Below are 12,019 nucleotides of genomic sequence, written 5' to 3' on the forward strand. Positions count from 1 at the left end.
ACAGTCCCCCACTGGGAGCTCCCTGCCAGGGAGGGGTTCCGCCGGGGCGGCGGCCGGTGCGGTCGCTCAGCCGCCGGTGGGCTCGAGGTCGGGCAGGCCCAGCCCCAGCGTCGGCGCCTCGGTCCCGCCGTCGATCTCGAGCAGCTTGCCCGTGAGGAAGCTGCCGGCGGGCGAGCACAGGTAGAGCACGCCAGCGGCGATGTCCTCCGGTTCGCCCAGGCGGCGGAGCGGGGTCGCGTCCTCCATCGCGGTGCGCAGCCCGTCGTCGGTGAGGACCATGTCGAGCGCCGAGGTGGCGATCGAACCCACCGCGATGCCGTTCACCCGGATGTGCGGCGCCAGGTCGCACGCCATCAGCTTCGTGAGGTGGGTCAGCGCGCCCTTGGCCGTGCCGTAGGCGGCGAAGCCCCGGTCGGTCAGACGGCCGATGGCCGACGAGATGTTGACCACCGAGCCGCCGCCGCGGGCCAGCATCGCCGGGACCGCCTGCTTGGTCAGCTCGAGCGCCGTGGTCACGTTGAAGCGGAAGGCGCGCTCGAACGAGGACGTGCTCGTGTCGAGCAGCGGCTTGGGGAACGATCCGCCCGCGTTGTTCACGAGCAGGTCGAGGCCGCCCAGCCGCTCGGTCGCGACGGCGACCAGCTCGCCGAGCCGCTCGAGCTCCATCACGTCGAACGACACGGGTTCGGCGCGGACGCCGAAGGCGCGCGCCTCCTCGGCCACCTGCTCGACCTGCTCGAGGGTGCGGGCGGCCACGACCACGTCGGCACCCCCCTCGGCCAGCGCGAGCGCGCTGGCCCGACCGATGCCGCGCCCCGCGCCGGTCACCAGCGCCACCTTCCCGTCCACCCGGAACCGCTCCAACACCGTCACGTCGTGCCCCCTTCGGCCTGTTCGTCCGTGCTCTTCCGCTCCGACTCGTGCGCGGCCCAGAGGAAGATGCCGCTCGCCATGAGCGACGCCTCCTCGCGCGCCCGGGCCCCGAACACCGCCGCCCGCACCCGGTGGACCCCGGGGTCGTCCGGCGCCGCCTGCGCCGCCAGCTCGGCCAGGTGGCCCGCCAGCCGCAGCTCGCCGTCGGCCGCCAGCTCGCCGGCGCGCTCGGCGAGCGCGCCCGGTCCGCCGGCCAGCGTGGCGAGCTCCGCGGCGAGCGCAGCGTCGGGCGCCGGCTTCAGCCGGGCCGGGTTGCCGTCGTACCAGCCGCCGTACAGCCGCCAGAGGTTGTGGACCACGAACTCGGGCTCGTCGTAGATCGGGCGGAGCCACGGCAGCGACGCCAGCTCGTCCGGGACGCGCACCGAGTGCACGATCTCGTCGAGCCGGGCGCCCTGGTTCATCATCTCGAGGGTCTGCCCCGCGATCGACTCGAGGTACTCGGCGGCGGTGGTGAGGACCCGGGCGATGTCGTCGCGCCCACCGATCGCCGGCCCGTGCCCCGGGAGGAGCAGCTCGGCGCCGAGGTCGGCCATCCGTCGCAGCCCGGCGGCCCACTCGAGGGGGTAGCGCTGCACCTTCTGCGGGTTGCCGCAGTTCGGCGACACCCAGATGAACATGTCGCCCGAGCACAGGGCGCGCCGGTCGGGGACCCAGGCCCACGTGTGGTCGTCGGTCTCGCCCCGGTCGTGGTGCAGCTCGACCGCGACGTCGCCGACCGCCACCTCGGTCGATCCCCGGTACGTGCGGTCGGGGTAGCGGAAGTCGGTCGGGAAGAAGGGCCCGGGCAGCCGGAACTGCCGCTGGTTGATGACGCCGTTGTAGCCCTCGGTCATGCGGTAGCGGTCGAAGCGGTCGGCGACCCGCTCGTGCGCCACGACCTCGGGCGGCGGCGCGCCGGAACCCTCGGCCTCGGCCTCGAACCACCGGATGCCGCCGACGTGGTCGACGTGTCCGTGGGTGTAGACCGCGGTGCGCAGGGGGGCCGGGCTCCAGGACCGGACCAGCTCGTGCACCTGCCGCCCGTGGAAGCCGCTGCTGACGTCGACGAGCAGCAGCTCGTCGTCGCCCGCCGCGCCGGGCGCCGTGAAGGCCGCGACGTTGGAGAACGCGGCGACGAACGCGAGGCCGTCGGCGAGCTCGTGGAGCTCGGGTGTGTCGGTCAGCCCGATCGAACCGAACTCACCCGGGTCGAGGTCGCCCGCGATGACCCTCGCCGATCGGGAGAGCACGTCGTCGGTCACGGCGCCACCCTATGCAGGCGAGGGAGGCCGAGGTCAGGCCGGGGCCGGCTCGTCGAGGAGCGCCGCCAGGTGCGCGTGCCGGTCGCCCAGCGTGCGGACCAGGAACTGGGCCCGGGTCACGTAGCGGTGCGCGGTGTGCTCCCACGTGAAGCCGATGCCGCCGTGGTTCTGCACGTTGATCTGCGCGTTGGCGAGGGCGGCGCCGGCGGCGACCGACCAGGCGGCGTTGGCGTGGAACGGACCGTCGGCCCGGCCGTCGACCACCGCGAGCGAGGCGTAGCGGGCCAGCGACGTCGCCGCCTCGGCCCGGACGGCCATGTCGGCGCAGCGGTGCTTCACGGCCTGGAACGAGCCGATCGGTCGGCCGAACTGCTCGCGGTCCTTCGCGTACTCGGTCGACTGCGACGCGGTCGCCGCGGCGTTGCCCGCCAGCTCCGACGCGAGCAGCACCGTGGCCCGGAGGGCGAGGTCGGTGCTGTCGGCGACCGAGGCGCGGGCGGCGACGCCGTCGAGGTCGACGACGCCGAGGGGCACGAGCAGGTCGAGCGAGGGCTCGGCCGAGGCGGGGACCGCGTCGACGATCGCCATGCCCGCCGCAGGGTCGGTGCCCGCGACCAGGAGCAGGTCGGCGCCGCCGTGGTCGGTGACGCGGAAGCGGCCGGAGACGGTCTCGCCCACCGAGGCGGTCGCGTCCTCGGCCTCGGCGAGCGCGATCACGACCTCACCGCTCAGGATGCCGGTCGCGAGCTCCGCCTCCCCTGCGGTGGCGGCCAGGCGAGCGCCGAGCACGGTGGCGAGGAACGGTCCAGGGGTGGCGTGGGCGCCGAGCTCGGCGAAGAGCAGCGCCTCCTCGACGAGCGTGTAGCCGACGCCGCCGAGGTCCTCGTCGAGCCCGAGGCCGAACCAGCCGAGGTCGGCGCAGCGACGCCACAGCTCGGGGTCGACCACGCGGTCGTCGCCGTCGTGCGCAGCCAGCGCGTTCAGCTCGAACTGCTTGTCGAGCTGGGCGCGGACCGTCGTGACGATCTCTTCCTGTTCGGGTGTGGGCAGCAGGTCCATGGTCGTCTCCTCAGGCCCTCGGCAGCCCGAGCACTCGTTCTCCGACGATGTTGCGCTGGATGTCGGTGGTGCCGCCGCCGATCGTGTAGGCGAAGCTCTGCAGGTACGGCCCCGTCCACACGTCGCCGTCGACGGGCGTCAGGCGGAGCGCCTCGGGCCCGATGATGTCGAGCGACAGCTGGTACACCCGCTGGTGGAGCTCGCCGTGGAAGAAGCGGATCATCGAGCCCTCCGCCCCGGGGACCCCGGTGCGGGCGGTCCGGCTGATGCCGGCGATCGTCATGGCCTTGAGGGCGTCGACCTCGGCCCGGGCCGTGGCGAGGCGGCGGGCGATCTCCTCGTCCTCGATCACCGCCCGGCCGCGGGCGTCGGTGCGCTCGCGCGCCTCGCCGATCAGCCGCTCGACGGTCGAGGCGAGCTCGACCTGATCGGCCATGAACGCCGTGCCGCGCTCGAAGCTGAGCGTCGACATGGCGGTGCGCCAGCCGTTGTTGAGGCCGCCGACGACGTTCGTGAGCGGGATCCGCACCTCGTCGTAGAAGACCTCGCAGAAGTCCGTGACGTGGCTCATCGTCCGGATCTCGCGGATCTCGATGCCGGGCGTCCGCATGTCGCACACGACCCAGCTGATGCCCTTGTGCTTGGGCGCCTCGGGATCGGTCCGGACCAGCAGCTCCTGGAGGTCGGCGACGTGGGCGTAGCTCGTCCACGTCTTCTGGCCGGTCACGACCAGGTGGTCGCCGTCGACGACGGCCTTGGTGGTCAGGCTGCCGAGGTCGCTGCCCGCGCCCGGCTCGGAGAAGCCCTGGCACCAGACGACCTCGCCCCGGAGGATCGGCGGCAGGTACTCGGCCTTCTGCTCGTCGGTGCCGTTGACGATGATCGTCGGGCCGCCGTGGTTGTTGCCGACGAACGTGCACGAGTTGTTGAGCGTGAACGGCGGGTTCGCCCTGGCGAACTCCTCGTACCAGATCATCTGCTGGATGTCGCTCAGGCCGCGTCCGCCGAACTCCTGCGGCCAGCTGATGCCGGCCCAGCCGCCGTCGTAGAGGGTGCGCTGCCAGGCCAGGTCGAACGCGCGCATCTCCTGGCCCTCGGGCGGGCGCTCCTCCGTCGGGAGGTGGTCGCGGAGCCAGGTGCGGGCCTCCTCGCGGAAGGCCTGCTCCTCCGCGGTCAGGTCGAGGTTCATGTCGGGAGACGGTACCCGCGCATCTGACGACCCGTCAGATGCAACCGGCGGACCGCGGTGGGAGGTCGGGGCGGACGCGCCGCCCCGACCTGCTCGGACCGGTGCTCAGTCGCCGATCTTGGTGACGACGCAGGTGACCCGCTGGACGTCGTCGGGGGCCGAGCCGCTGACGTCCCAGTCGGTCGAGCCGTCACCCGGGGCCTGGACGTCGGTGGTGCCCTTGTCGACCACGGCGTCGCCGTCGGAGTTGCGGAACTCCACGGTCATCTTCACGGAGCTCTCGGACCCGCCCTCGTTGCGGAGCGTGCCCGCCGCGGTCAGCGTCCCGTCGGCGTCGATCGTGCAGGTGTCGATCGTGGCGGTGAGGTCGGAGCCCGAGTCGCGGTTCGCGACGAGGAACGCCACGACGCCGCCGACGACGAGCAGCAGCACGACGAGGAGGCCGACGATCAGGCCGGCCTTCCCCTTCTTGGCCGGGGTCGGCTCGGGCGCCGCGCCGGGGTAGCCCGCGGGCGGGGCACCGCCGGGAGGCGCGGCGTACGGCGGCGCACCGCTCTGGGCCGCGTAGGGCGGGGCCATGGGTGCACCGGGCGCGGCCGGGGCGCCGGGGGCGCCCGGGGGTGCGTACGGCGCAGCGGGGGTCACCGGCGGGACCGGCACGGTGGGGTTGGTGACCTGCGTCGGTGGCTCGGTCGGCGGCGCCGGCGGTGCGGTCGGCGGCGGCGGAGGAGGCGTGGACGGCGGGGCCGCAGGAGGCGGGGGCGGGGCGCTCGGCGGGGCGGCGGGCGGCGGCGGTGGCGACGCCGGAGGTGGTGGCGGCGGCGTGCTGCCGGGCTGCTGGGGCTGTTCGTCGGTCATGGGGGAAGACACCTCCGGGGTCGGTCCGAATGCTAACGACCGGTCCCGGCGCTGCGGTGCTCCTGGGGGGCCGGGTGCCGGAACCGGCGACAGGGGGCCGGGGTCCTGGGGTGCTCACGTCCCCGTCACACGACGTTCACATCCCGTCGCTCCGAATGACCTGGCGCCGGCCTGCGGCGGGGGTACGTTCGCCGGATCGACACACGCACCTATGTCCTCGACACCTCGGTGCTGCTGGCGGACCCTGCAGCGCTCGAGAAGTTCGACGAGCACGACGTGGTCATCCCCCTCGTCGTCCTCACGGAGCTGGAGGCGAAGCGCCAGCACCCCGACCTCGGGTGGTCCGCCCGTGAGGCCCTCCGGTCCCTCGAACGACTGAGGGTCGCCAACGGCACCCTGACCGAGCCGGTGCCGGTGAACGACCGGGGCGGCAGGGTGCGGGTCGAGCTGAACCACGTCGACAGCTCCTCGTTGCCCGTCGCGTTCCAGTCCGGGGTCAACGACCACCGGATCCTGGCCGTGGCGCGGAACCTGGCCGACAAGGGCCTCGAGACCGTGCTGGTCAGCAAGGACATGCCGCTGCGGCTCAAGGCCGCGGTCATCGGGCTCGAGGCCGAGGAGTACCGCCACGAGCTCGTCGACCTCGACACGTGGCCGGGCATGGTCGAGCTCGACGTCGACGCCGCGCTCGTCGACCGGCTCTACCACGACCGGTCGGTCCGGCTGCCCGACGAGGTGGCGCCGCTCGTGAACTCGGGCATCGTGATGCGCTCGGCTTCAGGCTCCGCGCTGGCCCGCCAGCGCGCCGACGGCCTGGCCCACCTGGTCGACGGCGACCGCCACCTCTTCGACGTCCGGGGCCGCTCCGCCGAGCAGCGGGTGGCGCTCGACCTGCTCGCCGACGAGTCGGTCGGCATCGTGTCGCTCGGCGGTTCGGCCGGGACCGGCAAGTCGGTCCTCGCCCTGGCCGCCGGGCTCGAGGCCGTGCTCGAGCGCCGCAGCCACCGGAAGGTGATCGTCTTCCGGCCGCTGTTCGCGGTCGGTGGCCAGGAGCTCGGCTACCTCCCGGGGAGCGAGGCCGAGAAGATGTCGCCGTGGGCGGCGGCGGTGACCGACGCGCTCGAGTCGATCGCCGGGCCCGAGGTCATCGACGAGGTGGTCGACCGCGGCCTGGTCGACGTGCTCCCGCTGACCCACATCCGGGGCCGCACGCTGACCGACTGCTTCGTCGTGGTCGACGAGGCGCAGAACCTCGAGCGCATGGTGCTGCTCACCGCCCTCACCCGCCTGGGAGAGAACAGCCGGGTGGTGCTGACCCACGACGTCGCCCAGCGCGACAACCTGCGCGTCGGCCGGCGCGACGGCATCGCCAGCGTGGTGACGCTGCTCAAGGGCAACCCGCTGTTCGGCCACGTCACCCTGACGCGCTCCGAGCGCAGCCCTGTCGCCGCGCTCGTCAGCGACCTCCTCGACGCCGGCTGAGCGGGCCGGCCGGCGCAGGCGGTCGCACCCGACCGGACCGGGCGGCCGGCGTGCCCCTGCGGACCGTCAGGCGATGCCCAGCGCGAACATCGTCACGATCATGATCACGACGCCGACGAAGTCGACAGATGCGGTCACGACCGGGATGCCGTAGGTGTCCGGGTCGACGTCGAAGCGCCACGCCGCCACGGTGGAGTAGTACGCCAGCGCGATCACGAACACGACGGTGATCGCACCGCCGATGAGCGAGAGCAGCACCATCCACCCGACCCCGGGCCCGTCCTGGCCGAGGGCGGCGGCGACGCCGGCCGACCCGACGGCGTTGAACAGGTAGACGGGGAACCCGAGCGCGAACACGAGCAGGGCGTCCTGGGTGATGATCCGGCCGGGCCGAAGCGTGGGCTCGACGATGCCGAGGTGGAGGTCGGTCGCGGCCCGGCTCGACAGGATGCCGCCCAGCGCCCCCGCCGAGCTCACGAACGCCGGCTCGAGCACCAGCAGGGCGGGCAGCGCGGCGAACACGGACAGCTGCTTCTGGACGGCGATGCCGGCGAGCGTCGACAGGACGACCGCGGCGGTGAGCACCGGCAGCGACTCCCACATGATCTGGCGGAGCTCGGCCAGCTTCGAGCGGACCGCCCCGACGAACACGACGACGGTGAGGGCGACCATCGACCACGCCATCGCCGCGGTGACCGAGCCGTGGCCGAGCAGCTTGGTCGCCAGGAACAGCGCCGGGATGGTGATGACGTCACCGAGCGTCGACACCGTCGGCGCGACGAGGTTGTCCATGTCCCAGCCGCGGCGCACCGCGCCGATCGACAGCAGGATCGTGGCGCCCAGCACGACCACGCTCGCGAGCAGGCCGCCCGCGACCGACACGAGCGCCAGGTCGAGCACGCCGATCACGTTCTCGACCCCGAGGCCGACGGCGATGACCTGGGCGACCACCGCCAGGATCAGCGAGAGCGAGAACGTGAGGGCGATCGAGGCGATCACGTTCTGGCCGAGCACCGTCTCGCGCTTGGAGCTGAGTCGGAAGGTGCCGGTGTGGATCGAGGTCGACAGCCGGTTGCCGAGCGTCCCGAAGATGTTGCCCCGCAGACCGATGGCTGCGGGGACCATGACGAGCAGCCCGGGCAGCGCCTCGAAGGTGCCCGTGATCGAGCCGAGCACCGCGCCGGCCACGAAGCTGGTCGCCGAGTTGAACAGGAGCGCGACGAGGCTCTGGCGCGCCGCGCCGCCGGTCGGACCCAGAAGGGCGACCAGTCGGCGGCCCAGGACCAGGGGCCGCGGGATCCAGGAGGGGAGCCGGCGGGCCATCGTGACAGAGCGCCTCTGCACGCGATCGGGGCGGCTCGCAGCAGCCCTGGACGTGTGTCCGGGACCGCGGTGTCGGGACCGGGTGGCCGATCGCCCGAGCCGCCGGGCGGACCGGCTCACCCTAGTGGGGGCCGGTGCGCGTCCCGAGCATGGGATCCGGCGGCGACGCGCCCGGCACGATGATGTCCGACGTGTCGGCGCCGGGGCCTCCTAGGGTGACGCGCGTGTCACCACGACGGCCGCGGGCGCGGCTCGTGATCGCGCTCCTCGCCGCCGGCCTGGTCCTCGCCGGGTGCTCGTCCGACGACGGCGGCGCCGATGCGGCGGGCCGCACCGAGACCACCGCCTCCACCACGGCGGCGCCCACGACCACCGTCGACCAGGCCGCGCCGCGAGGGCTGAACGGGATCGCGGTCGACGGGGACACCCTCTGGGTGGCGAGCATCGTCGAGGACGCGGTGCTGGGCGTCGACCGGGAGACCGGTGAGATCGTCGCGCGGGTCCCGACGGCGGGCGCCGGCCCCGACGACGTGGCCGTCGGTGCGGACGGCGAGCTCTGGGTGACGGGCTACAAGAGCGGGGACCTCGGTGCGATCCGCGACGGCGCCTACTCGGTCGTGGCCCCCGTCGGACCGGTGCTGAACCCGGTCGCCGTCGCTCGGGACGGCACCGTGTTCGTGGGCCGCTTCGTGCCGGACTCGGACCTGTACCAGCTCGACGTCGGCTCGACGACGCCCCGGCCGGTCGCGGGTGGGCTCGACCGCGTGAACGCCTTCGCGGTCGACGACGAGGGCGACGTGCTGGCGCCCGTCGGCGGCGACCGCATCGTGCGGATCGATCCCTCGACCGGCCGGGTCGACGTCGTGGTGCAGGGGCTGTTCGGCGTGCTCGCGACGGACCGCCACCCCGAGGGGCGCTACGTCGCGCTCGGCAACCTCGACGGGAAGGTGTTCGACGTCGACGTCGAGGCCGGCACCGCGACGGAGGCGGTGCAGATCCGCCACCCCGGGCCGTTCGACAACCTGGCCTTCGCCGAGGACGGCACGCTGTACGTGACCGTGCTCGGCGAGCCGGTCATCGTCGAGATCTCACCCGACGGCACGCAGCGCGACCTGCGCGTCGGGACCTGACGGGATCGCTCCGCGCCGAGCGCGTCAGGCGTTCTCCTCCATGAGGCGGTCGAGCATGATCGTCGCCACGTTGTCGTCCTCGGGGAAGCCCTCGATCTCGGCGATCGACTCGGCCTGGCAGATGCGCATCATCACGAGCGCGTAGCGGTAGGCGCCCCAGACCGTGTACCAGCCGAGGTCGCCGACCTCGAACCCGGTCGCCGCCTCGTAGCGGGCCACGACCTCGTCCATCGGGGCGAAGCCCGGCAGGTTGGGCATGCCGAGCTCCTGCGAGAAGAAGCGCTCGAACAGGCAGAACCACGCGAGGTCGACCTGCGGCGGGCCGATCGAGGCCATCTCCCAGTCGAGGACGGCCACCGGGCGGTGGTCGCGGAAGATGATGTTGCCGATGCGGGCGTCGCCCCAGTTCAGGACCGGCGCCGGCTCCGGGTCGGGCCGGTTGTCGCGGAGCCACCGGGCGACCTCGTAGAACCGCTCGTGCGGGTTGTCGCCGCGGCCCCACTCGAGGAAGTCCTCGTAGAACCGCAGCTCCTGGTCGAGGCCGGTGGCGCCGAGGCCGGGTCGGTCGAGCAGGGGACCGAACCCCTCGGCCTCCCAGTCGATGAGGTGGATCCGGGCGAGCGTGTCGATCGCGCTGTCCTGCAGCGTCCGCTGCTCCTCGGGCGTGGACGTCTCGAGGAGCCAGCCCTCCATCGTGTACGGCAGGCGGTCCGGCGGGACGACGCCGTCGACGCGGCCCATGACGATGAACTCGCCGCCGATGTGGCGGGGGTCGGACTCGTACCAGCGCAGCGGCGGCAGCGGGACCTCGGGCGCGGCCGAGGCCACGCGGCGCATGACCTCGTACTGCTGACCGAGGTCGTAGGTGGGGAAGACCGTGTGGCCGCTGGGTGCCGTGCGCAGCACGAAGGACTCCTCGTGGTGCTCGCCCCCCTCGTCCCACGAGGCGTCGAACAGGACGGTCTCGCTCGAGTGGCCGGTGGCCTTCGGCGCGTCCAATCCCGCCACGGTGACGTGCTCCGCGTCGGGCAGCTGCTCCTCCAGCCAGGCCTGCAGCTTCCCCTGCAACGACGTCGGATCGAACCCCACACTGCTCGGCATCTGTCCCCCTGCCGTCCGCGATCGGGGGCCCCGGTGCCCCCGTTGGGAACGGGAGCGTACCGCCGCCGGCCGCCGCGGCGGCCCGGGCGGCGTCAGGGCCGCGGTCGGCCCGCGATCAGGGGCGCGGCGGGTCGGCCCGGAACACCGGGCCGGCCGGCGTGGCGCGGTGGTTCGCCAGGCGGGGGTCGGTGTGCTCGAGGTGCATCCGCAGCAGTCGCTGCGCGTAGCCGAGCAGCTGCGGCGCGCGATCGGCCTCGCCGGCGCGGTCGCACAGCTCGCCCGGGTCGCCCCCGAGGTCGAAGAAGAGCGGCGGGAGGTCGCCGCCGAACTGCACGTACTTGCCGTCCCGGTCCCGGATGACGCTGATCGCGCACTGGTCCTGGCGGATGCCGATCAGCTCCTCGACGACCCGGCTCGTCGGCATGCGGAAGTCGTACTCGAGGTGCACGGCGTCCCTCCACCGGTCGGGGGCGTCGATGCCCGAGAGCTCCCCGTCGAGGAACGGCCGGAGGGAGGCGCCGTCGCAGAACGCCGGCGGCTCGGCGCCGCACACGTCGAGGATCGTCGGCACGACGTCGACGTTCTCGGTGAAGGCGTCGACGACGCGCCCGGCGCTGCCCGCCATGCTGGGCCACCGCACGATCAGCGGGATCCGGTAGCTCTGGTCGTAGAAGCCGAGCTTCTCGATCAGCCAGTGGTCGCCGAGCTGCTCGCCGTGGTCCGACGTCACGATCACGAGGGTGTCGTCGCGCTGGTCGAGCGCGTCGAGCCCGTCGAGCAGGACGCCGAGCTGGTGGTCGACCTCGGCGATCATCCCGTAGTAGGTGGCCCGCAGCTGGTCCTGGTCGAGCTGCGGCACCGGCGAGGGGACGATGGCCAGCGCGGCGGCCATGAACGGGTGCACGTCGCCCTCGGCCGCGACGTCGGCGTGGCGCACGGGAGGCGGCACGTCGGCCGGGTCGAACATGTCGTTGTACGGCGCGGGGACGACCCAGGGCGGGTGGGGCCGCAGGTACGAGAGGTGGGCGCACCACGGTCGGCCGTCGGCGGCGGAGCCGTCGGTCTCGATCGTGCGCCCGAGCCACTCCAGCGCCTGGCGGGTCAGGAACGCCGACTCGGTGTGGTCGGCGTCGTAGGACGGGGGCGCCCAGGTCTCGCCCCGGCCCTCGGGGACCGGCCCGTCCACCCGGTCGTAGATGGAGAAGTAGTCATCGGCGGGCGGGACGTCGAAGCCCTCCTCCTCGAGCCAGGCCAGCCACGGGGCGATGAAGTCGTCGAGGTGCACACCGAGCTCGAAGCCCCGCATCGGCTGCTCCCAGTGCGAGAGCTCCGGCGCCCCTGGCGGCAACGTCGAGGGGTCGTAGGTCGTGTCGGTGTAGCCGAAGAGGGTGGGTCGGTAGCCGAGCGTCCGGAGCTGCTCCGGCAGCGTGGGCAGTCCGGCTGCAAGGGGCGCCCCGTTGTCGGTGACCCGGTGGTTCATCTGCCAGAGCCCGGTGAGCAGCGACGCCCGCCCCGGACCGCACGGCGCGCAGTTCGAGAAGTGGTGCGAGAAGCGGACGCCCTCGGCCGCCAGGCGGTCGAGGGTCGGGGTGCGGACGAGCGGGTGGCCGGCGACGCCGAGGCAGTCGGCGCGGAACTGGTCGAGGGTGACGAGCAGGACGTTGGGCCGCACCGGGTCACGGTACCCGCCGCCGCGCCGC

10 protein-coding genes are annotated in these 12,019 nt (G+C 73.4%); 2 read left to right on the forward strand and 8 right to left on the reverse strand.

The features are described 5' to 3' along the window. Positions 1-66 precede the first annotated feature (66 nt). The 5 genes from LH044_RS15070 to LH044_RS15090 form a co-directional block, all read right to left on the reverse strand. A complete protein-coding gene (locus LH044_RS15070; RefSeq protein WP_227756408.1) occupies positions 67-873 on the reverse strand; it encodes an SDR family oxidoreductase in 807 nt (268 codons plus the stop codon). Further along, positions 870-2,177, reverse strand: a complete 1,308-nt coding sequence (locus LH044_RS15075; RefSeq protein ID WP_227756409.1) for an alkyl sulfatase dimerization domain-containing protein — start codon at positions 2,175-2,177, stop codon at positions 870-872. The genes LH044_RS15070 and LH044_RS15075 overlap by 4 nt, the downstream gene beginning before the upstream one ends. Positions 2,178-2,210: 33 nt before the next feature. Then, the gene (locus LH044_RS15080; RefSeq protein ID WP_227756410.1) at positions 2,211-3,236 is read right to left on the reverse strand and encodes an acyl-CoA dehydrogenase family protein; all 1,026 of its coding nucleotides are present in this window, start codon (positions 3,234-3,236) and stop codon (positions 2,211-2,213) included. A 10-nt stretch (positions 3,237-3,246) separates the two neighbouring features. Beyond that, positions 3,247-4,425 (reverse strand): acyl-CoA dehydrogenase family protein, encoded by a 1,179-nt coding sequence (locus LH044_RS15085; protein ID WP_227756411.1) that lies wholly within the window; start codon positions 4,423-4,425, stop codon positions 3,247-3,249. Positions 4,426-4,530: 105 nt separating this feature from the next. Beyond that, the gene (locus LH044_RS15090; RefSeq protein ID WP_227760144.1) at positions 4,531-5,004 is read right to left on the reverse strand and encodes a hypothetical protein; all 474 of its coding nucleotides are present in this window, start codon (positions 5,002-5,004) and stop codon (positions 4,531-4,533) included. A gap of 450 nt (positions 5,005-5,454) precedes the next feature. Here LH044_RS15090 and LH044_RS15095 point away from each other — a divergent pair, with 450 nt between their 5' ends. Next, a complete protein-coding gene (locus LH044_RS15095; protein ID WP_374210629.1) occupies positions 5,455-6,765 on the forward strand; it encodes a PhoH family protein in 1,311 nt (436 codons plus the stop codon). Between the two features lie 66 nt (positions 6,766-6,831). Here the strand turns inward: LH044_RS15095 and LH044_RS15100 are convergent, their stop codons facing one another. After that, positions 6,832-8,088, reverse strand: a complete 1,257-nt coding sequence (locus LH044_RS15100) for a magnesium transporter (protein WP_227756412.1) — start codon at positions 8,086-8,088, stop codon at positions 6,832-6,834. A 224-nt stretch (positions 8,089-8,312) separates the two neighbouring features. Here LH044_RS15100 and LH044_RS15105 point away from each other — a divergent pair, with 224 nt between their 5' ends. Further along, entirely contained in the window at positions 8,313-9,218 is a 906-nt protein-coding gene (locus tag LH044_RS15105) for a Vgb family protein (RefSeq protein ID WP_227756413.1), read from the forward strand. 24 nt (positions 9,219-9,242) lie between these two features. Here the strand turns inward: LH044_RS15105 and LH044_RS15110 are convergent, their stop codons facing one another. Next, complete coding sequence (locus tag LH044_RS15110; protein WP_227756414.1) at positions 9,243-10,319, reverse strand: phosphotransferase family protein; 1,077 nt, start codon at positions 10,317-10,319, stop codon at positions 9,243-9,245. A 115-nt stretch (positions 10,320-10,434) separates the two neighbouring features. After that, complete coding sequence (locus tag LH044_RS15115) at positions 10,435-11,991, reverse strand: alkaline phosphatase family protein (protein ID WP_227756415.1); 1,557 nt, start codon at positions 11,989-11,991, stop codon at positions 10,435-10,437. Positions 11,992-12,019 lie beyond the last annotated feature (28 nt).

Source organism: Dermatobacter hominis (genome assembly GCF_020715685.1).
Classification (GTDB): domain Bacteria; phylum Actinomycetota; class Acidimicrobiia; order Acidimicrobiales; family Microtrichaceae; genus Dermatobacter; species Dermatobacter hominis.